General features: G+C 71.3%; 19 protein-coding genes. 18 read left to right on the top strand and 1 reads right to left on the bottom strand.

Annotated features, from left to right (window positions below):
* Window positions 1–19 precede the first annotated feature (19 nt).
* From FS532_RS15810 to FS532_RS15730, 18 genes are all read left to right on the top strand, one after another.
* On the top strand, window positions 20–1492 hold the full coding sequence (locus tag FS532_RS15810; protein WP_144756420.1) for a sugar transferase: 1473 nt from the start codon (window positions 20–22) through the stop codon (window positions 1490–1492).
* 160 nt (window positions 1493–1652) lie between these two features.
* The gene (tatA, locus tag FS532_RS15805; protein WP_440130722.1) at window positions 1653–1937 is read left to right on the top strand and encodes a twin-arginine translocase TatA/TatE family subunit; all 285 of its coding nucleotides are present in this window, start codon (window positions 1653–1655) and stop codon (window positions 1935–1937) included.
* 214 nt (window positions 1938–2151) lie between these two features.
* Window positions 2152–3534: an MFS transporter gene (locus FS532_RS15800; RefSeq protein ID WP_144756418.1), complete on the top strand. Its 1383-nt coding sequence runs from the start codon at window positions 2152–2154 to the stop codon at window positions 3532–3534.
* A gap of 53 nt (window positions 3535–3587) precedes the next feature.
* Window positions 3588–5756: an ATP-dependent Clp protease ATP-binding subunit gene (locus FS532_RS15795; RefSeq protein WP_079238047.1), complete on the top strand. Its 2169-nt coding sequence runs from the start codon at window positions 3588–3590 to the stop codon at window positions 5754–5756.
* A gap of 168 nt (window positions 5757–5924) precedes the next feature.
* Entirely contained in the window at window positions 5925–6479 is a 555-nt protein-coding gene (locus FS532_RS15790; RefSeq protein WP_144756416.1) for a DUF2231 domain-containing protein, read from the top strand.
* A gap of 53 nt (window positions 6480–6532) precedes the next feature.
* Entirely contained in the window at window positions 6533–6661 is a 129-nt protein-coding gene (locus FS532_RS19085; RefSeq protein WP_260852769.1) for a hypothetical protein, read from the top strand.
* A 9-nt stretch (window positions 6662–6670) separates the two neighbouring features.
* Window positions 6671–7324, top strand: coding sequence for a response regulator transcription factor (locus FS532_RS15785; protein WP_144756414.1), 654 nt, complete (start codon window positions 6671–6673; stop codon window positions 7322–7324).
* Window positions 7321–8511, top strand: coding sequence for a sensor histidine kinase (locus FS532_RS15780; protein ID WP_144756412.1), 1191 nt, complete (start codon window positions 7321–7323; stop codon window positions 8509–8511). Before FS532_RS15785 ends, FS532_RS15780 begins: the two co-directional genes overlap by 4 nt.
* 47 nt (window positions 8512–8558) lie before the next feature.
* The gene (locus FS532_RS15775) at window positions 8559–9068 is read left to right on the top strand and encodes a hypothetical protein (protein WP_144756410.1); all 510 of its coding nucleotides are present in this window, start codon (window positions 8559–8561) and stop codon (window positions 9066–9068) included.
* The gene (locus FS532_RS15770) at window positions 9026–10123 is read left to right on the top strand and encodes a peptidoglycan-binding protein (RefSeq protein WP_144756408.1); all 1098 of its coding nucleotides are present in this window, start codon (window positions 9026–9028) and stop codon (window positions 10121–10123) included. The genes FS532_RS15775 and FS532_RS15770 overlap by 43 nt, the downstream gene beginning before the upstream one ends.
* Before the next feature lie 5 nt (window positions 10124–10128).
* Window positions 10129–10857: an ABC transporter ATP-binding protein gene (locus FS532_RS15765; protein ID WP_313957251.1), complete on the top strand. Its 729-nt coding sequence runs from the start codon at window positions 10129–10131 to the stop codon at window positions 10855–10857.
* Window positions 10854–12038: an ABC transporter permease gene (locus FS532_RS15760; RefSeq protein ID WP_222122004.1), complete on the top strand. Its 1185-nt coding sequence runs from the start codon at window positions 10854–10856 to the stop codon at window positions 12036–12038. Before FS532_RS15765 ends, FS532_RS15760 begins: the two co-directional genes overlap by 4 nt.
* 294 nt (window positions 12039–12332) lie before the next feature.
* On the top strand, window positions 12333–13658 hold the full coding sequence (locus tag FS532_RS15755) for a sugar ABC transporter substrate-binding protein (protein ID WP_222122003.1): 1326 nt from the start codon (window positions 12333–12335) through the stop codon (window positions 13656–13658).
* 3 nt (window positions 13659–13661) lie between these two features.
* Window positions 13662–14624 (top strand): carbohydrate ABC transporter permease, encoded by a 963-nt coding sequence (locus FS532_RS15750; protein ID WP_144756405.1) that lies wholly within the window; start codon window positions 13662–13664, stop codon window positions 14622–14624.
* Entirely contained in the window at window positions 14621–15553 is a 933-nt protein-coding gene (locus FS532_RS15745) for a carbohydrate ABC transporter permease (RefSeq protein ID WP_260852768.1), read from the top strand. Before FS532_RS15750 ends, FS532_RS15745 begins: the two co-directional genes overlap by 4 nt.
* A gap of 341 nt (window positions 15554–15894) precedes the next feature.
* Window positions 15895–16683 (top strand): DeoR/GlpR family DNA-binding transcription regulator, encoded by a 789-nt coding sequence (locus FS532_RS15740; protein ID WP_144756403.1) that lies wholly within the window; start codon window positions 15895–15897, stop codon window positions 16681–16683.
* Window positions 16680–17708, top strand: a complete 1029-nt coding sequence (locus tag FS532_RS15735; protein WP_144756401.1) for a 1-phosphofructokinase family hexose kinase — start codon at window positions 16680–16682, stop codon at window positions 17706–17708. Before FS532_RS15740 ends, FS532_RS15735 begins: the two co-directional genes overlap by 4 nt.
* Before the next feature lie 59 nt (window positions 17709–17767).
* Window positions 17768–19873 (top strand): PTS fructose transporter subunit IIABC, encoded by a 2106-nt coding sequence (locus tag FS532_RS15730; protein WP_144756399.1) that lies wholly within the window; start codon window positions 17768–17770, stop codon window positions 19871–19873.
* A gap of 177 nt (window positions 19874–20050) precedes the next feature.
* Here the strand turns inward: FS532_RS15730 and FS532_RS15725 are convergent, their stop codons facing one another.
* Complete coding sequence (locus tag FS532_RS15725; RefSeq protein WP_144756397.1) at window positions 20051–21754, bottom strand: beta-N-acetylhexosaminidase; 1704 nt, start codon at window positions 21752–21754, stop codon at window positions 20051–20053.
* Window positions 21755–21769 lie beyond the last annotated feature (15 nt).

Here is a 21769-nt window from a genome sequence, read left to right as displayed (position 1 = left end):
GGCCGACCGAAGGGCTCCCATGTCACTCACACTGCGGACCCCCGCCGTCCCCGCGACCAGGCCTGCGGTCGCCACGAACCGTCGACGTCGTCGCATCGACTCCGTCGGCCTCGTCCTCCTCGACCTCGTCTTGCTGGTCGCGGCGTTCGCCGTGGCCCACGTCGTCCGGTTCCCCGGCGAACTCCCCGCCGGCTCGATCGGTACCGGGTGGACCGAGGTCGTCGTCGCCCCGGTGCTGATCGCCGCGTGGATGGTCCTGCTGTCGGTGTTCCGCACCCGGGATCCACGGATCATCGGCGTCGGTGGCGACGAGTACCGGCGGCTCGTCACGGCCAGCCTCGTGGCCGTCGCGTCGGTCGCAGCGGTCGCCTACGCTGTCCAGGCCGACATCGCCCGTGGCTACGTCGCGATCGCCTTCCCGCTCGGGCTCGTGCTGCTCGCGATCGGACGGAAGGGGGTCCGCACCGCGCTCGCACGTCGGCGGCTGGGTGGCGAAGGCCTGCAGGACGTCCTGCTCGTCGGTGACCTGGAGGACGTCCGCTACGTCGGACGACGGATCGCGTTGACTCCGGCGGCGGGGTACCGCGTGCGTGCCGTCATCACCGACTGTGCGGCGCGCGGTTCGGTCGTCGACCTCGGTGACGCGAGCGCACCGGTGCTCGACGGTGTCGATGCCGTGCTCGACCGCGCACGCTCGGAGGGTGTCTCCGCCGTGGTCGTCGCAGGAGCAGTCTCCGGTGGCCACGAGCGGCTCCGTCGACTCGGTTGGCAGCTCGAGGAGCACGGCGTCGAGCTCGTCGTCTCCTCTCCCCTCGCCGACATCGCCGCCGGACGCGTGCACGAACGGCCGGTCGACGGCCTGCCGCTCATGCACGTCGAGACGCCCGACTACCGTCGCCGGGTCGGCAAGCGTGCGCTCGACGTCGTCGGTGCGGGCATCGGCCTGCTGCTCCTCGCACCGGTGTTCGGGGTCATCGCGCTCGTTATCCGCGCTGACGACCGCGGGCCGGTGTTCTTCCGGCAGACGCGCGTGGGGCGCGGTGGGCGGGAGTTCTCGATCCTCAAGTTCCGGACGATGTGCGTCGACGCCGAAGCCCGCATGGCCGCCCTCGCGCAGGCGAACGAGGGTGCCGGACCCCTGTTCAAGATGAAGGACGACCCGCGGGTGACCCGGGTCGGGTCGTTGCTCCGCAAGACGTCGCTCGACGAACTCCCGCAGCTGTGGAACGTGCTGACCGGGTCGATGAGCCTGGTCGGCCCGCGCCCCGCACTCCCGCGCGAGGTCGCCCTGTACGAGGACTTCGCCGACCGCCGCCTCCTGGTGACCCCGGGCATCACCGGACTCTGGCAGGTCAGCGGTCGCTCGGACCTCGACTGGGCCGAGGGCGTCCGGCTCGACCTGCACTACGTCGAGAACTGGTCCTTCGTGCACGACGTCGTGATCCTGGCGCGCACGATCCCGTCCGTTCTTCGCTCTCGCGGGGCGTACTGACTCGCTCCCGATCCTCCCGCTGCCTGTGCGAACGGTGTCCGTTCGGGTGCCCGGCCTGGGCTTCCCGGGGTGTGCGAGTTACGATGGTCGGACGACGGACTTCCGCCGCACGCGTCGACGGTGACACGGAGACGGCGACCAGACCCAGATTCAAGGAGTCATGATGCTCGGAAACCTCGGTGGCGTACACCTGCTGATCATCCTCGGGATCGTCATCCTGCTGTTCGGCGCGACCAAGCTCCCGGCGCTCGCCAAGGGTCTCGGACAGTCGATCAACATCTTCAAGAAGGAGATGGGCGACGACGACAAGAAGGCCAAGGGCACCGATGCTGGCGTGCAGGCTGAGCGCATGAACACCGCCGCGGCTGAGCCCGCGGCGCCCGTCGCGCAGCCGGTCGTGAACCCCGGCCCGTCGGTGCAGCCGAACTCGGACCACAGGAACTAGGACCCAGCCCCGTCCTGTCGGCAGCCCCCGCGACCACTCCGGTCGCGGGGGCTTCGTCGTGCGCGGGCGGCGCGGGCGGCGCGGGCGTCCGCAGTGTGCGAGGTTCCGACGAGTGTGGGACGCCGCGCCCCTCGCACGTTGCGCGGAACGTCGCACGCTGGGCGGGTCGACCTCGCACGGTGCGAGGTGCGACTCGCGGGTGGAGGATGAGCACATGACCACCGCGCCGCTCCGGGACGACCGGCGCATCGTGCTGGTCGTGGCGATCCTGGCCTCGTTCGTGGTCGGGCTGGACGCGAGCGTCGTGAACGTCGCGCTCCCGGCGATTCGACAGGAGCTCGGTGGCGGGCTCGTCGTGCAGCAGTGGGTCGTCGACGCGTACATGGTCACGCTCGGTTCGCTCATCCTCGTGGCGGGGTCGCTGTCGGACGTGTTCGGCCGGGTGCGCATCATCACGTGGGGTCTCGTCGTCTTCGGGGTGGCCTCGATCGCCTGTGCCGCAGCTCCGACGGGCGAGGTCCTCATCGTGTCCCGGGCCCTGCAGGGTGTCGGCGGAGCGCTCGTGACCCCGAGTTCGCTCGCGCTCATCGTGGCGGCGTACCGAGGAGCTGCGCAGTCGAAGGCGATCGGTTCGTGGACGGCGTGGTCGAGCGCTGCCGTGATCGTCGGGCCGGTGGTCGGTGGGCTCATCGTCGACGGTCTGGGCTGGCGGTGGATCTTCGTGCTCACGGCGATCCCGATCGCGGTGACGATCCCGCTCGTGCTCCGGATCACGGGTGACGTCCGGCACGAGCACCGGCCGCGGATCGACGTCGTGGGGGCGGTGCTGGCGGTGCTCGGCGTCGGTGGGGTCGTCCTCGGGTTGATCGAGCAGGAGCGGCTCGGGTGGGGGTCCCCGGTGGTGGTCGCTGCCCTCGTGGTCGGGGCCGCGGCGCTCGTGGCGTTCGTGCCGTGGGAGCTCCGGGTGACCCGGACGACCGGTGCGCCCCTCGTGCCGCTCGCACTGTTCCGGGCGCGGAACTTCACCGTCGGGAACCTGGCGACGCTCTCGATCTACGGCGCCCTCGGGATGGTCGGCTTCGTGGTGACGCTGTTCCTGCAGGAGGTCTGGCGTCTCCCCGCCTGGCTCGCCGGCGTCGCCACACTGCCGCCGACGCTGCTGCTCCTGGCGCTCTCGACGACCGTCGGCGCCTTCGCCGGCAAGTACGGACCGCGGTGGTTCATGGCAGCCGGGCCCGCAGTCGGAGCGATCGGTGCCGTGTTGATGGTGCTCGCCGGAGATGACCCACGGGCGTACTGGTGGTCGATCCTGCCCGGGCTGGTGCTGGTCGGCGTCGGGATCTCCCTCATGGTGACGCCGCTGACGAGTGCCGTGCTCGGGTCGGTGCCGGAGAACGAGGCCGGCGTGGGGTCGGCCGTGAACAACGCGATCGCGCGGATCGCGAGCCTCGTGATGGTCGCGCTCGCGGGCATCGTGCTCGGTGGCGGCATGAGCACGGCGGGGTTCCACCGAGCCGTGATCGTGATGGCGCTGCTCCTGCTCGCCGGCGCTGTGGTGAGTGCCGTCGGAATCCGGAATGCGCCGCCGCGTACGTAAGTTGAGTGGAGTAGACTCAAGTACACGCACACCGTGACGAAAGGACGGAACGCATGGCGAACCTCCAGGGTGCTCCTGACTCGCAAGAGCGACAGAAGACCGCCCTCGAGCAGTACGGCGTCGACCTCACGGCGATCGCCCGGAGCGGCAAGCTCGACCCGGTGATCGGCCGCGACGCCGAGATCCGGCGCGTCAGCCAGGTGCTGACACGCCGCACCAAGAACAACCCCGTGCTCATCGGGGAACCCGGCGTCGGCAAGACCGCCGTCGTCGAGGGCCTCGCGCAGCGCATCGTCGCGGGCGACGTCGCCGACTCCCTCAAGGACAAGCGACTCGTGTCGCTCGACATCTCCGCCCTCATCGCCGGCGCGAAGTACCGCGGCGAGTTCGAGGAGCGGCTCAAGGCCGTGCTCAAGGAGATCAACGACTCCGACGGCCAGGTCATCACGTTCATCGACGAGCTGCACACCCTCATGGGTGCCGGCGGTGGCGAGGGCTCCGTCGCCGCGTCGAACATGCTCAAGCCGATGCTGGCCCGTGGCGAACTGCGACTCATCGGCGCGACGACCCTCGACGAGTACCGCGAGTACATCGAGAAGGACGCCGCACTCGAGCGCCGCTTCCAGCAGGTCTACGTGGGGGAGCCCAGCGTCGAGGACGCCGTGGCGATCCTCCGCGGGCTCAAGGAGCGGTACGAGGCGCACCACAAGGTGTCGATCAACGACTCCGCCCTCGTGGCTGCGGCAAGCCTGTCGAACCGGTACATCTCCGGGCGACAGCTGCCGGACAAGGCGATCGACCTCATCGACGAGGCAGCGAGCCGACTCCGCATGGAGATCGACTCCAGCCCGGTCGAGATCGACGAGTTGAAGCGGAACGTCGACCGGTTGCGTGTCGAGGAGTTCGCGCTCAAGCAGGAGAAGGACGACGCCTCGAAGGCCCGCCTCGAGACCCTCCGGAACGAGCTGCACACGCGTGAGGAACGCCTCGCCGCGCTCGAGCAGCGCTGGCAGGCCGAGCGCGCGAGCCTCAACCGGATCGGTGAGCTCAAGCAGCAGCTCGACGACCTCAACATGCGCAGCCAGCGGGCGCAGCGCGAAGCCGACTACGCCACCGTGTCGCGGCTCGAGTACGCCGAGAAGCCGCGCATCGAAGCGGAGCTCGCCGCTGCCGAACGAGCCGGGTCCACCGACCGGATGGTCAACGACAGTGTCACCGACGAGGACATCGCCGCCGTGATCGCGCAGTGGACGGGCATTCCGCTGGGGCGGCTGCTCCAGGGCGAGACCGAGAAGCTGCTGCACCTGGAGAACGAACTGGGTCGCCGGATCATCGGGCAGCGCTCCGCCGTGAGCACCGTGTCCGAGGCTGTCCGTCGCACCCGCGCGGGCATCTCCGACCCGGACCGTCCGACGGGCTCGTTCCTGTTCCTCGGCCCCACCGGTGTCGGCAAGACCGAACTGGCCAAGGCGCTCGCCGAGTTCCTGTTCGACGACGAGAAGGCCCTCGTCCGCATCGACATGAGCGAGTACGGCGAGAAGCACTCGGTCGCGCGGCTCATCGGCGCCCCGCCCGGGTACGTCGGGTACGAGGCCGGCGGGCAGCTCACCGAGACCGTCCGGCGGCGCCCGTACTCCGTGGTGCTGCTCGACGAGATCGAGAAGGCGCACCCCGAGGTGTTCGACGTGCTGCTGCAGGTCCTCGACGACGGTCGCCTGACCGACGGGCAGGGCCGGACGGTGGACTTCCGGAACACGATCCTCATCCTGACGTCGAACCTCGGCTCGCAGTTCATGACGGACCAGTCGCTCACCGACGTCCAGCGTGACGAGGCGGTCCGGGAGCTCGTGCAGCAGGCCTTCCGCCCCGAGTTCATCAACCGACTCGACGACATCGTCGTGTTCCAGGCGCTCACGGAGGAGGACCTCGGCCAGATCGTCTCGCTGTACGTCGACCGACTCGCGCGTCGGCTGACGGACCGTCGGCTCGAGCTGGCGGTCACCCCGGACGCCCGGGCCTGGCTCGCCGAACGCGGGTACGACCCGGTGTACGGCGCGCGGCCGCTCCGCCGACTCATGCAGCGGCAGATCGACGACCGCCTCGCGCGGGCGATCCTGTCGGGTGACGTCCGGGACGGCGACACCGTCCGCGTGGACGTCGCCGCAGGCGGCGACGAGCTGACGGTCGAGCCCTTCGAACTGGCGGAGATCGTCGAGGAGTAGTCGGATTCGCGCCCCGACGCGAACATCGCGCCCCGATGTGACGGGGCGCGATGTTCGTACGGGGGTGCGAACGTCCGTGACGCCAGGCCCGGGCCCGTGCCGGTGGGGAGAGGCCCGTCACCGGTTCCTGAGACCGGTGACGGGCCTCCAGGGTGTTGGCTGCAAGGCATGCCTGAGATCCGCGCGATCCGTCGCCTCACCGACGCCGTCGAGCACGCGAGCGTGCTCGACACGGCCGTCGACATCGACCGCTCCGTCGTCCGCGCCCTCGCGAAGCCGAAGGCGCTCCGCCAGCTGCTGCACGGCGTGCCGTTCGGACACCCGCTGCACCCGCTCATGGTGCAGGTCCCGCTCGGCGCGTGGATCTCCGCCGCGGTCCTCGACCTGATCGGCGGGAAGGGGAACGCGAAGGCCGCGAAGACCCTCGTCGGGGTCGGGCTCGTGTCCTCCGGGAGCGCGAGCGTGGCCGGGTACGTCGACTGGTCGGAGCTCGACCGCGAGCAGCTCCGGACGGGGTGGGTGCACCAGGCGGTGAACTGGGTCGGCATCTCGCTCTACGGGCTGTCCTGGATGCAGCGCAAGCGTGGGAACCACGGCGCCGGGAAGCTCCTCGGGTTCGCCGGGCTCACGGTGGTCGGCGTCGGCGGGTACCTCGGTGGGCACCTGGCCTACCGGCAGCGTGCCGGCGTGAGCGACCACGGCGAGGTGCCGTTCGACGCCTGACCATCTCGCTGATCGTTACACCACTGAAACACTGCGTCCGACATGCTGGATGCATGGAGCACCTCAGTGTCGACACCGTTCCCCTCACCACCGTCACCGGCCCCGCTGGACCGGGCCCCTCGTTCGTCGTCCACATCGACGAGCACGCCGGTACAGTGACGCTCGATCCGCACGACGCCTAGGCTGCGTGCATGCGCGTCCTCGTGGTGGACGACGAGGTGGCGCTCGCCGAACTCGTCGCGAAGGGGTTGACCCGGCAGGACATGGCGGTCGACGTCGTGCACCGTGGCGACGACGCCGACGAGCTGCTCGCGGTCAACGCCTACGACGTCGTGGTGCTCGACCGTGACGTCCCGGGGATGCACGGGGACGAGGTGGCCCGGCGGCTCGCCGAGCGCGGATCGGTCACCCGGATCCTGATGCTCACCGCCGCGTCGACCCTGACCGACCGGGTCCACGGCCTCGAGCTCGGCGCCGACGACTACCTCACGAAGCCGTTCGAGTACCCCGAACTCGTCGCACGTGTCCGGGCGCTCGGGCGTCGGTCCGTCGCACCGGTCGCCCCCGTGCTGGAACGCGCGGGGCTCCTGGTCGACACGAACCGGCGGATCGCCACACGGGACGGTCGGCCGCTCGACCTCACCGCCAAGGAGCTGGGCGTCCTCGAGACCCTGCTCCGCGCGGACGGGCGGGTCGTCTCCGCCGAGGAACTGCTCGAGAAGGTGTGGGACATGAACATCGACCCGTTCACCGCCGCGGTGCGGGTGACGATGTCGAAGCTCCGCCGGAAGCTCGGCGACCCGGACCCGATCCGGACGGTCCCCGGCGCGGGCTACGCGCTGTGACCCGCTCCCTCAGCATCCGGGTCCGCACGGCCCTGGCGTTCGCGGGCGCGTCGATGGTGCTGACCGCGGCGGTGCTGGTGTTCGTGAACCTCGCGTCGCAGCAGTCGTTCGCGCGCTCCGTCCCCGAGCTGCCGGTGGGACCGCCCGACGGCACCGTGACACCGCACGCGACGGCGACACCCTTCGACCCGGCGACGCCCGGTACGACGGCGACGCCGTTCGACCCGGGGGAGCAGGAGGGCGAGCCGGCGACCCTGCGGATCGCCGCCGACGTCGCCGTCCTGCAGTGGCAGTGGTCCGCGGTCGGCATCGTGGCCGCGGGGGTCCTGGCCGGGGGTGTCGGATGGCTGGTCAGCCGCCGGATGCTCGGCCCGATCGACCGGATCACCGAGACGACGACCCGCATCTCGGCGTCGAATCTGCACGAACGCATCGACCTGGACGGGCCGGACGACGAACTCCGTCGGCTGTCGCGGACCATCGACGCGTTGCTGGACCGGCTCGACACGGCGTTCGAGAGCCAGCGGCGGTTCGTCGCGCAGGCGTCGCACGAACTCCGCACGCCGCTCGCGGTCCAACGTGCAGCGCTCCAGATCGGACTCCCCGACGGCGCGTCCCCGGCCGAGGTGGTCGCCGCACGCGAGGAGCTCCTCGAACAGAACCGTCGGACGGAGCACCTCGTCGAGAGCCTCCTCGTGCTCGCCGAGGCGGACCGTGGCCTCGACGACCGCACGACGGACCTCGACCTGGCGACCATCGCGGACGACGTGACCCACGGCGCCCTCGCCGCGGCCCGACGGGCGGACGTGACGCTGGCCTGCCGGACCGGCACCGCGCCTCCAGGCGGTCCCGCGCATCCGGTCCGAGGCGAGCCGACGCTCGTCCGTCAGCTCCTCGCCAACCTCGTCGACAACGCGATCGAGTACAACGAGCCGGGCGGCTTCGTGGCGGTGCTGGTCGACGCCGACGGACTGACCGTCGAGAACTCCGGGCCGGTGGTCGCACCGGAGGACGTGGCCGGTCTGCTCGAGCCCTTCCGACGTGGCGGCACAGGCGGGACGCACCGGCACAGTGGGCTCGGACTGTCGATCGTCGCCGCGGTCGCACGCGCGCACGGCTGGGCGTTGACGGTCGTGCCGCGTGCCGACGGCGGGCTGCGGGTCCACGTCGGTGTTTCGTCGGTGTAATCCCGCGCGTACTGCTGGCGAAACAGCCGATCGGGTGTGCTGGTCACATGACCAGTGATCTCCGACCCAGGACCCGCGCGATCACGCGCACCACCGTCTCCGTCCTCGCCGGCGTGCTCCTCCTGCCGGGCCTCCTCGCTGCGTGCAGTTCGGCTCCCGACACGAGCAACGCGTCCGACGGCCCGGCCAACGCCGGTGCGGCGGCGCTGGCCGAGTGCATGCGCGACAAGGGCTACGACATGGAGGACCCGTCCTCCGGCGGGTTGAAGCTGTCGCCGCCCGACGGCGTCGATGCCGACCAGTGGCGGGAGGCCCTCGTCGGCTGCACCGGGAAGGGCAGCGGAGCCGGTGAAGCAGCCCCGGCGCAGGCGCTACCGGGTGGCGAGGACATGGCACGCGCGATCGGCGAGTGCATGCGCAAGGCCGGGTACGAGGACTTCCCGGACGACCTCAAGTCCCAGGCCTCCTACACGCCGAGCGGCGACACCACGGCCTTCGATCGCGACCAGGTCACGTGCGCCGAAGAGGCGTCCTCGTCGACGGCGCCGGTGCAGTGATGCGGCTCCGGACGAAGCGTCTGACCATCACCGGAGTGTGCCTCGTCGCCGTCGCGGTGGCCGGTACCGGCACGTGGGCCGTCCTCGACTCCGGACGCGGTACCTCCGCCGTCGCGGCCGGGGCCCCGAGCGCCCGCCCCGAGACGGGGACCGCCGAGGTGACGAAGGGTGACCTGACCGACTCGCGGATCTTCGCCGGCGCACTCGGCTACGGCGCGACGACCGCGGTGCCGGGTGCGGCGGCCGGGACCCTGACGTGGTTGCCGAAGCCGGGTGACGTGATCGAACGAGACCAGCCGCTCTACGCCGTCGACGAGCGCCCGGTCCGTGCGCTGTACGGCAGCACACCGCTCTGGAGAGACCTCCGCACCGGGGTGCGCGGTGCGGACGTCCGGCAGCTCAACGAGAACCTCGCGGCGCTCGGCTACGACGTCTCCGTCGACGACTCGTTCGGGCCGCGCACCCGAGCGGCGGTCCGGCAGTGGCAGCGGGACCGGGGGCTCCAGGTCACCGGGGTGCTCACGTCGGACGACGTCGCCTTCGTCGACGGAGCGGTGCGGGTCGCCGCCGTCCGGGGGGCGCTCGGCCGCCCCGCCGGTGGGGACGTGCTGTCGGTCACGAGCACGAAGCGCGTGGTCACCGCGTCGGTGTCGCAGCGGGATGCCGATCGGCTCGCGGTCGGGACCGGCGTCGAGGTCCGCGTGAACGGCTCCGGCGACCCGATGCGTGGCAAGGTCGTGGACGCGGCACCGGGGGAGGGCAAGGACGGCTCGGCGACGGTCGACGTCACCGTCGACTTCGACGCGGGCGACCGGAAGCTCCCCGCGGCGGCGTCCGCACAGATCGAGGCAGCGGGGACGACCGAGCGCGGCGTGCTGTCGGTGCCGGTCGCGGCGCTCGTGGCACGAGGCGCCTCCGGCGGCTACGCGGTCGACGTGGTGCGCAGCGGCGGCACGACCAAGCGGGTCCCGGTCCGCGCCGGCTTCGTCGCGGACGGCCGGGTCGTCATCAGCGGGGACGTGCACGCCAGCGACCGCGTGGTGGTGCCCTCGTGACGGCGGTGGCGCCAGCGACGGTGACCCGGGAGGCGAGCCGCGCGACGCCGTCCCGGACCGACGTGGTGTTGTCGCTGCGGGACGTCGTGAAGACCTACGGCGAGGTCGGCGCGCTCCGCGGGGTGTCGCTCGACGTGTCGGCCGGCGAACTCGTCGCGATCGTCGGGCCGTCCGGCTCGGGCAAGTCGACCATGCTCAACATCGTCGGGACGCTCGACCGTCCGACCTCGGGCACGGTGACGATCGCCGGCGACGAGGTGGGGTCGATGACCGACGACGAGCTCTCCGCCCTCCGGGGTGAGCACATCGGCTTCGTCTTCCAGCACTTCCACCTGCAGTCCGGGGCGACCGCCGCCGAGAACGTCGCCGACGGGTTGCTCTACAGCGGCGTGCCCCGGCGCGAGCGGCACGAGCGGGCCGTCGCCGCGCTCGGTCGGGTCGGACTCGGGCACCGGGTGGACCACCGGCCGCCGCAGCTGTCCGGCGGCGAGAAGCAGCGGGTCGCGATCGCGCGGGCGATCGTCGGGGAACCGACGATCCTGCTCGCCGACGAGCCGACCGGCGCGCTCGACAGCGCCTCGGGCGCAGCGATCCTCGGGCTGCTGCGCGAGCTGAACGACGGCGGGACCACCGTGCTGGTCATCACGCACGACCTCGAACTGGCCGCCTCGCTGCCGCGCCGGGTGCGGGTCCGCGACGGCCGGATCGAGGCCGACTCCGGGAGCGAGCAGTGAGCGGCCGGACGCTCGGCGCCGGCGACCTGTTCCGGCTCGGGGTGTTCGGGCTGCGCACCAGACCCACCCGGGTCGTGCTCTCGGCCCTGGGCATCGCCATCGGCATCGCCGCGATGATCGCCGTCGTCGGCATATCCTCCTCGAGCAAGGCCGCGCTCGACCGGGTGCTCGACGCCCTCGGGACGAACGTGCTCACCACGACGCAGGCGCAGGGGCTCACCCAGGTGCCCCCGCTCCCGGAGTCGGCCGTCGACTCCGCGCGGCGCCAGGACGTCGTCGAGGACGCGGCGGGTGTCGGTCTCGTCCCGGAGGGGCGGGTCTACCGGAACGACCGCGTGCCCGCCGCAGCGTCGAAGGGCATCGGGGTGATGGGCGTCTGGGGCGACGTCCCGGACGTGCTCGGCGGGACGCTGGCCTCGGGGCGATGGGTCGACCCTGCGCCGGACGCCCCGGCGCAGGTCGTCCTCGGCGCGGCCGCCGCGACGGCGCTCGGGATCGACCACGCCGGGCCCGGATCCGCGGTGTGGCTCGGCGGCCGGTGGGTGGAGGTCGTCGGCGTGCTCGAACCGCTCGCGCTCGCCGAGGACCTGGACACGAACGTGTTCGTCCCGAGGAGCACCGCGGAGGAACTCGGCTTCGACGGGCACCCGACCGCCGTCTACACCCGCGTCGACCCCGACCGGGTGGCGGCGTCGCGCTCGGTGCTCGCGAACGCGATCAGCCCCGGCAGCCCCCAGGACGTCGGCGTCACCCGCCCGTCCGACGCACTCGCCGCGAAGAGCGCCACGGACGACTCGTTCACCGGGCTCCTCGTCGGCATCGGCGGGGTGGCCCTGCTCGTCGGCGGCATCGGCGTCGCGAACACGATGGTCATCACGGTGCTCGAACGACGGGCGGAGGTCGGGGTGCGACGTGCCCTCGGCGCCCGGCGGCGGAACATCCGCGACCAGTTCCTCGTCGAGTCGCTGCTGCTGTCGTTCCTCGGCGGGGTCGCGGGCGTCGTGATCGGTGTCGGCGTGACGATCGTCTTCGCGCTCGGGCAGGGGTGGCCGATCGCCATCCCGGTCTGGGCGGTCGCCGGCGGGCTCGGCGCGACCGTGGTGATCGGTGGCGTGTCCGGGTTGTACCCGGCGGCGCGCGCAGCGCGCATCCCGCCGACGTCGGCGCTGGCCGCCGTGTGAGTCGCGTCGTGCAGTGGAGGTGACCGCCTGGAGGCGCGGTGCCGGTCTCGGAGACCGGCACCGCGCCTCCAGGCGGTTGCGTCGTGACGCGTCTGTCGAGGGCGGAATCATGCCTGGTCATGACCAGTCATGTCAAGGATCGCAACCGATCCGTTGATCATCCGTGATCCCCCGGAAACATGCGGATCACGAGTGTCCACAGGCTCGCCGTTGATGGTTGACAACCCTGCGCGATGGGGCTTCACTGTCCAATACGCAACGTCCTTTCATAAAGGTCGGACAAAGGGAGTCAACGTGACACGCACGCGTTTCGCCGCACTCGGTGCGCTCGCCCTCGCAGGCGCGCTCGCCCTCACCGGGTGCTCCGCCGGAAGCAACGGAGCTTCCGACGGCGGCACGAAGTCCATCGGCACACCCGATGGCAAGGGCAAGACCATCACCGTCTGGATCATGAACGGCGACCTCAGCCCGAAGATCCTCGACGTCGCCGAGAAGCAGTTCACGAAGGCCACCGGGGCCAAGGTGAAGCTGCAGCTCCAGCAGTGGGACGGCATCACGACGAAGCTCACCACGGCGCTCGCCCAGAAGGACGCGCCCGACGTGGTGGACCTCGGCAACACGCAGGTGCCCGTGTACGCCGCGACGGGCGGTCTCATGGACCTCTCGCCGTACAAGGACGAGCTGGCCGACGGGCAGACGTGGCTCTCCGGGCTCGAGGGCCCGGCGACCGTCGACGGCAAGCTCTACGGCGCCCCGCTCTTCGCCGGGAACCGCGCGGTGATCTACAACAAGAAGACCTGGGCCGACGCCGGTGTCACCGACGTCCCGAAGTCCTACGACGAGCTCACCGCCGACCTCGACAAGGTCAAGGCGAAGAACCCGCAGGCGGACTTCTCGGCGTTCTACATGCCCGGGCAGTACTGGTACGGCGGCCTGCAGTGGGTGTGGGACGCCGGTGGGCAGATCGCGACCGAGAAGGACGGCAAGTGGAAGGGGGCGATCGACTCGGCCGACGCCGTCAAGGGGCTGACCGCCTGGAAGGACTTCCAGAACACCTACTCGGCGAAGTCCACGCAGGACATCAACACGGACAAGCCGGCCGAGTCGGACGTCTTCGCCCAGGGAAACACCTCGGCGATCCTCGGTTCGGCGTGGGAGATCGGCTCGATCACCACGGCGAAGCCCGAACTCAAGGACCAGATCGGCACGTTCGCGATGCCGTCGCAGACCGAGGGCAAGACCCAGCCGGTCTTCCTCGGCGGCTCGGACCTCGGCATCCCGTCGAAGTCGGCGAACCAGGACCTGGCGCTGTACTACATGAAGATCCTCACCTCGAAGAAGTTCCAGCAGGACCAGGTGTTCGGGGTCGACGGGTGGGAGCCGAACTCGACGCAGATGCTCGACGCGGTGGCCGGTGACGTGGACGAGCTCCACAAGCCGTACTTCGCGGCGGCGTCCACCAGCCGTCCGACGCCGGCGGCCCCGGGCTGGGCGACGATCGAGGGCGACTCGACGTTCCAGACGATGTTCGCGGACGTCGCCACCGGCAGGAAGTCGCCGGAGGAGGCCGCGAAGGGCTTCACGGAGCACCTCACGACCGCGCTCAACGCGCAGCAGTAGTCCATGACGTCGACTGCAGAACGGGTGCCCGGTCCGGTCCAGACCGGGCCGGGCACCCGGCGGCGCCGGTCGGTCACGACGTCCCGCGCGCCGCTGGTGCTGATGGCGCCCGCCGCGCTGCTCCTGCTGGCGCTCGTCGTCTACCCGCTGGTCCGACTCCTGGTGATCTCCTTCCAGGACTACGGGCTCCGCGCGATCTTCACCGGCCAGGCGGGGTTCGCGGGCTTCACGAACTACACGAACGTCCTGACCGACGCGAGCTTCTGGCCGGTCATCCTCCGGACGATCCTCGTCACGGGCGCGATGGTCCTCGGGACGATCGGCATCGGCATGGCGGTGTCGCAGCTGCTCACCCGGCTCGGTGTCGTGATGCGCACCGTCGTCAGTGTCGTCCTCGTCCTCGCGTGGGCGATGCCGAACGTCGCGTCGAGTCTCGTCTGGCAGTGGCTGTTCCAACCCTTCTACGGAGTGCTGAACTGGCTCATCACGCAGCTCGGCGTGTTCGGCGACCACACGCAGGACAACTGGGCGTCGAGTCCCGGGCAGGCCCTGACGATCGTGCTGTCGCTCGTCATCTGGCAGGCGGTGCCGTTCGTCGCACTGACGCTCTACGCCGCGCAGTCGCAGATCGCCCCCGAGTACTACGAGGCCGGGTCGCTCGACGGCGCGTCCGCGTGGGCGATGTACCGGGCGATCACCCTGCCCGCGCTGGTGCCGACGCTGCTGCTCGTGACGATCCTCTCCGTGATCTGGGACTTCAACGTCTTCAACCAGATCTGGCTCCTCACCAAGGGCGGCCCGGAGGACACCACGCTCACCCTGGGCATCTGGACCTTCGTGAAGTCCTTCGTGTCGAACGCCTACGGGCAGGGCGCCGCGATCGCCGTCATCTCGACGGTGATCCTCGGGGCGCTCACCAGCTACTACATCCGCCGGCTCGTCCGGAGCGGGGAGGAGGACCTGTGACGACGACCACGACTCCCGGAGTGACCGGGGTGACCGCGTCGGAAGCGCAACCGGACGTCGCGGAGGCCACCCGCGCCTCCCGGCCGGTCGCTCCCGTGCGCGCCCGCAGGCGGAAGCCGCGCGTGCTCGCGAACACCATCGCCGTGGTGTTCTGCCTGGTCTGGGTGTTCCCGATCTACTGGATGGTGAACACCGCCTTCAAGCCCGCGGACGAGGTCACGACGCTCACCCCGATCTGGTTCCCGTTGCGCCCGACGCTCGAGAACTTCACGCGTGCGCTGACGCAGGACGGGTTCCTCGTGTACCTGCGGAACTCGGCCATCGTGGTCGTCGCCGCGGTCCTGCTCTCGATCGTCGTCGGGTTCCTGGCATCCGCGGCGCTGTCGCGGTTCCGGTTCCGCGGTCGGCGGGCGATCCTCGTCGGCATCCTCTTCGTCCAGATGATCCCCTCCGGCGCGCTGCTCATCCCGCTGTTCCTGTCGTTCCAGTCGCTCGGGCTGCTGAACAGCTACATCGGGCTGATCCTGGCGTACGTCGCGAGCGTGCTGCCCTTCTCGATCTGGGTGATGCGCGGGTTCTTCGTCGCGGTGCCGGTCGAGATCGAGGAGGCCGCGAAGGTCGACGGCGCGGGGACGGTCCGGATCCTGTGGAGCGTGCTGTTCCCGCTCGTGATACCGGGCGTCATCGCGACGAGCGTGTTCGCGTTCATCGCGGCGTGGAACGACTACCTGACCGCGTACGTGATGCTGAAGGACCAGGGGATGTACACGCTGCCGGTGTGGCTGGCCGGGTTCTCGACGGACAAGGGGACCGACTTCGGCGGGCTGATGGCGGCGTCGGTGCTGTTCTCGGTGCCGGTCGTGGTGTTCTTCCTCATCGTGCAGCGGCGGCTCGTCAGCGGCATGACCGCGGGGGCTGTCAAGGGCTGACGTGCGCGGCGTCCGACGCCCCGATCCGCTCCGGCGGACCGGGGCGTTGCCGTGTGCCGGGCAAGGGGACGTGGCGCGACGGGAGGTGGCTCGGGTCGCACGACATGCCGCGCGTCGGTCACCGAGGTCGCACGACGTGCCGCTCGGAGGCCGACCGGGCGACAGTTCGTGCGACCTCGACGAAACGCAGGCGGCCCGTCGTGCGACCTCGCGTGGAATCTCGCGGTGACGACAGCGGCCTGACCGCCTGCGTTCGTGTTGGTTTCGGTGCAAAACGGTTGCGGTCATGTGGAGTTCGGACGTACAGTTCTCGAAACCCACGGGAACGAAGGAGTTCGGGCATGTACGCAACCGAGCGGCACGACGCGATCGCAGCGGCGCTGCAGGACGCCGGCCGGGTCTCCGTCGCCGATCTGGCCGAGCACTTCGACGTGACGACCGAGACCGTCCGCCGTGACCTCGACCTGCTCGAGTCCGCCGGGGTCCTGCGCCGCGTGCACGGGGGAGCGGTGCCCGTCGGGCGCTCCAGCGTCGTCGAGTTGACCGTCGCCGAGCGCGAGGGGCAGCACAACTCCGCGAAGTCCGCCATCGCCCGGGCCGCGATGCGCCTGGTCCCGCCGACGTTCACCGGCTCGATCGCCCTCGACGCCGGCACCACCTGCGCGGCCGTCGCCGCCGAGCTCGCACGGTGGGAACCCGCCACCACCGGAGCCACGCTCACCGTCATCACGAACTCCGTGCCCATCGCCGCGACCCTGCAGCACAGCGAGCACGTCGAGTTGCACCTGCTCGGCGGCCGCGTCCGCGGGGTCACCAGCGCCGCGGTCGGCACCGCCACCGTCGACCAGATCGGCGCTCTGCGGCCCGACATCGCCTTCGTCGGCACGAACGGCCTGTCCGCCGGGTTCGGTCTGAGCACCCCGGACGAGTACGAGGCCGCCGTCAAGGGTGCGTACGTCCTCGCAGCCCGCCGCGCCGTCGTGCTCGCGGACGCCGCGAAGCACGGGGTCGAGGCACTGATGCGGTTCGCCCGGCTCGACGAGATCGACACCGTCGTGACCGACCAGCAGCCGCCGGCCGACCTCGCCGGAGCCCTGACCGATGCCGACGTCGAGGTGGTCGTCGCATGAACGAGCAGCACACGACCGCCCGCACCGGCACGAGCACCCGCATCGTCACGGTCACCCCGAACCCGTCCCTCGACCGCACCATCGAGCTCGCCGGTGAACTCCACCGCGGCGCCGTCCAGCGCGCGACCCGGAGCACGGCCGAGCCCGGCGGCAAGGGCGTCAACGTCTCCCGTGTCGTCGTCGCGAGCGGCGGCGACACCGTGGCGGTGCTGCCCGGCGACGAGCTCGACCCGGTCCTGCTCGGCCTCGCGACCCGGGGCATCCCGACCGCGGCGCTGCCGATCGGCGCCCCGCTCCGCTCGAACGTGACCGTCACCGAGCCGACCGGAACGACCACGAAGCTCAACGAGCCCGGGCCGTCGCTCGCCGGACGACTCGACGACCTCGCCGCCCTCGTTGCGGACACCGTCGGGGCGACCGCCACCGGCCCGGCCGCCCGCTGGGTCGTGTTCGCCGGATCCCTGCCGCCCGGGCTGCCCGACGACGCACTCGCCGTCCTGGTGCGGGCCGTCCGGGAGCGCCACGGCGACCACGTCCGGATCGCGGTCGACTCCTCCGGTGTCCCGTTCACCGCGCTGCTGCAGTCCGGCGAGCGGATCGACCTGGTCAAGCCGAACGCCGAGGAGCTCGCCGAGGTCGTCGGCGGCGACCCCGACGAGTTCGAACGCGACGTCGATGCCGCAGCCGAGGCCGCCCAGCGACTCCGCGACAAGAACGTCGGCACGGTCCTCCTGACCCTCGGCAGTGCCGGCGCGGTCCTCGTGACGGAGCACGGGAGCCACGCCGCAGCAGCACCCCGGATCGTCGCGCGCTCGACCGTCGGCGCGGGGGACTCCTCGCTCGCCGGGTACCTGCTCGCCGAGGTCGCCGGGCAGTCGCCCGAGCGGTGCCTCGCCCAGGCCGTCGCCACCGGGGCCGCCGCAGCGGCGCTCCCCGGCAGCGACGTGCCCGCCCTCGACCACACCGACCCCGCGGCCATCACCGTCCGGGCGCTGCAGCAGCACGCGGCGACCGAACTGGCCTGACCCCCACCCCGAACACTGCACGTCCTGCGCCGCGCGGCGCCTTTGCAAAGGAGCAACCCATGTCCGTCAACACGAGTCCACGCCTCATCAGCGTCCAGCTCGTCGGTCTCGACGAGGACCTCGGCGCCACCTCGAGCGACGTCATCCGCGTCCTCGCCGACCGCGTCGCCGCGACCGGTCGCGCGGCGGACGGTGCCGTGCTCGCCGAGGACGCCATCAAGCGCGAGGCGAGCGTCGGCACCGGCGTCCCCGGTGGCATCGCGATCCCGCACGCCCGGTCCGCGTCGGTGTCCGAGCCCACCCTCGCGATGAGCCGCCTCGCCCGCACGGTGTCGTTCGGCGCGCCGGACGGCGACGCCGACATCGTCTTCATGATCGCCGTGCCCGAGGGTGCGGACAAGGACCACCTCACGGTCCTCTCGACCCTCGCCCGTGCACTGATCCGCGACGACTTCACCGCCGCCCTCCGCGCCGCCTCGACCCCGCAGGAGATCGTCGACCTCGTCGATCGCGAGGTGAGCGGCGAGGTTGCCGAAGCCGGCGTCGGGAAGGCGAGCAGCGCCTCCAGTCCGACGACCGCGACCACCGCGACGGGTGCGACGGACGCGACCGACGGAGCGGGCGCGACCGCGCACCGCAAGGTCATCGTCGGCGTCACCGCCTGCCCGACCGGCATCGCGCACACCTACATGGCCGCCGACGCCCTCGTCGCCGCGGCCCAGCGGGCGGGTGCCGAGATGCACGTCGAGACCCAGGGCTCCTCGCAGGTCGAGCCCCTCGACCCCGCGCTGATCGCCCGCGCCGACGCCGTCGTGTTCGCGGTCGACGTGGACGTCCGCGACCGCGGCCGCTTCGCCGGCAAGCCCCTCGTCTCCGGCCCGGTCAAGCGCGGTGTCGACGAGCCCGACAAGATGATCGCGGAGGCGCTCCGCGCGGCCGACGACCCGAACGCCGCACGGGTCCAGGGTGGTGCCGCCGCACCCGAGACGACCACGAAGAACGAGCACTTCGGGCAGGCGCTCAAGCGCTGGCTGCTCACGGGCGTCAGCTACATGATCCCGTTCGTCGCCGGCGGCGGTCTGCTCATCGCGCTCGGCTTCCTGCTCTCCGGCTACGGCATCGCGCTCGCGCACGGTGACTCGGGTCAGAACAACGCCGTCTACACGCTGACGAACTACACGCTGCTGAACCTGCCGCCGGAGGGCCTGGCCTACTACCTCGGTGCCGCTGCGTTCCAGATCGGTGGGATCTCCCTCGGCTTCCTGGTCGCAGCACTCGCCGGGTACATCGCGTACGCCATGGCCGACCGACCCGGCATCGCTCCGGGGTTCGTCGCCGGATCCGTCGCCGTCTTCATGAACGCCGGGTTCCTCGGCGGCCTGATCGGTGGCCTCATCGCCGGCGCCGCCGCGTACTGGATCGGGCGCATCCCGACCTGGCGCTGGCTGCGTGGCCTGATGCCCGTCGTGATCATCCCGCTCTTCGCGTCGATCATCGCCTCCGGGCTCATGCTGCTCGTGCTCGGTGGACCGATCGCCTGGCTGATGACCCAGCTGACCGAGTTCCTCAACTCGCTGTCCGGCGCGTCCGCGATCCTGCTCGGCATCATCCTCGGCCTCATGATGGCGTTCGACCTCGGCGGTCCGGTCAACAAGGTGGCGTACGCGTTCGCCGTCGCCGGCCTCGGCGCCGGGTCCGCCTCGAACGTCGTGCCGTTCGAGATCATGGCCGCCGTGATGGCCGCCGGCATGGTCCCGCCGCTCGCCCTGGCGCTCGCCTCGACCGTCCTGTACCGCAAGGGGTTCACGAAGCCCGAGCGGGAGAACGGCAAGGCCGCGTGGCTGCTCGGTGCCTCGTTCATCTCGGAGGGAGCGATCCCGTTCGCGGCCGCCGACCCGCTGCGTGTCATCCCGGCGTCGATGGTCGGTGCCGCGGTCACGGGTGCGATCTCGATGGCTGCCGGTGTGACCTCGCGGGCGCCGCACGGCGGGATCTTCGTGTTCTTCGCCATCGGGGACGTCGCGATGTTCATCGTGGCGATCCTGGCGGGCACAGTCGTCTCGGCGCTCGTGCTGGTGGGGCTGAAGAAGTGGGTCCGGAAGGCACCGGCGGCGGACGCCGTCGTGTCGGAGACCGCGGGCGACCGCGTGGCCGTCGCCGTGTAGTCGACGTCACCACCTGACGGACGGGAGGCACGGTGCCAGCTGGCACCGTGCCTCCCGTCCGTTGGTGATCGCGACCACCCCGTCGAGTGAGCAGAAATCGTCGGGTCGCCCGCCTCGACGCGACGATTTCTGCTCCCTCGACGGAGGCGCGGGCGCGGCGCGGGCGCGGCGCGGCCGCTACTCCGCGATGTTCGCCGTCACCGCGTCGATGTAGGCCGCACGCTCCTCGCGCGAGTGCGGACGCCCGGGCACACCCGGACGCTGCTCCCACGGGAACGGCCCGGCCTCGTGCCGGTACTCGATCCCCATCGCCTCGAGCCGTGCCACGTGCTCGGCGAGCCGCCCGCGGAACTCGGTGACGTCGCGGGGACCCGTGACGTCGGCCGACCAGAGCGCCTCGGCGAGGGCGGCGACGCGCGGGAACAGCTGGTAGTCGAGCTTCCGGGCGGTGTCGACGTGCTCGGTCCACATGTTGCCCTGGCCGCCGATCACGTGGGCACGTTCGGCGTCCGTGAGGTCCGACGGTACCGGGTCGAACGCGAAGACGTCGTCGATGGTGAGCACGATCGACACCGGGATCGGCTCGGTCTCGAGGTCGCTCTGCCGGTAGTCGAGGTACACCTGGTCGTCCGGGGCGGAGATGACGTCGTGTCCGCGCTTGGCTGCGGTCCGGGCACCGGTCAGGCCGCGCCAGGACACCACGGTCGCGGACGGCGCGAGCGTGCCGCCCTCGAGGATCTCGTCCCAGCCGAACGCGCGCCGGCCGTGCGACTCGACGTGCGATGCGAGCTGCCCGATGATCCAGGCCTGGAGCTGCTCTTCGTCCTCGAGCCCGAGTTCGCGGATGCGCTCCTGCGTGCGGGGGTCGTGCTCCCACTGCACCTTGGGGCACTCGTCGCCGCCGACGCCGATGTACTCGGACGGGAACAGGGCGATGACCTCGTCGAGGACGTCCTTGAAGAAGTCGACGGTGCTGTCCTCGGCGTTGAGGACGTCCTCCGCGATGCCCCACTCGGTCCAGACGTCGATCGGCTTCCCGGAGACCCCGAGCTCCGGGTACGCGGCGAGGGCGGCACGGACGTGTCCGGGCGTCTCGATCTCGGGCACGACGGTGACGAACCGGTCGGCGGCGTAGGCCACGATCTCGCGGATGTCGTCCTGCGTGTAGTAGCCGCCGTGCGGCCGGCCGTCCTTGCCCGCCACCGCCAGCGAACCGTCGGGGCCGGGCACGTGCGCGCCGACCTGCGACTCCGTCCGCCACGAACCGATCTCGGTCAGGCGCGGGTACTTCCGGATCTCGATGCGCCAGCCCTGGTCCTCGGTGAGGTGGAAGTGCAGGCGGTTGAGGCGGTGGGCGGCGAGCTGGTCGATGACCCGCATGACCTCGTGCTTGGTGCGGAAGTGCCGGGCGACGTCGAGCATGACGCCGCGCCAGGCGAAGGCGGGGGCGTCCTCCACCGTGACCGCGGGGATCGTCCACGGGCCGGTGCCGACACGGCCCTTCCGGTAGACGTCGGCGGGCAGGGACTGCAGGAGCGCCTGGACGCCGTAGAAGACGCCGGCCGGGCTGCCGCCGGTGATCTCGACGCCGTCGGCGGTGACCACGAGTCGGAAGGACTCGGATCGGTCGCCGGCCGGACCGGCGGGGAGGGTGTCGTCCTCGGCCACCCGCAGTGCGATGACGTCGGCCGCCGCTCCGGTGCCGTCCGCGGCGTCGCGCACCGGCAGCCCGGTCGACCCCCGGAGCGTCTGCTGCAGGTACAGTCGGACCGACTCGGTCGCTGCGTCCGCGGCGATGCGGGTCGACGGGGTGATCGCGAAGGCGCCGGTACCGGACTCGGTGCGGCGCGGTCGTGGGATGAGCATGTCGGAGTCCACCATTCCTCAATGATCTTT

The sequence above is a fragment of the Curtobacterium pusillum genome, from assembly GCF_007673235.1.
GTDB lineage: Bacteria > Actinomycetota > Actinomycetes > Actinomycetales > Microbacteriaceae > Curtobacterium > Curtobacterium pusillum_C.
The sequence above is the reverse complement of the archived record's forward strand: the minus strand, read 5'-3'. Positions and strand labels throughout refer to the sequence as shown.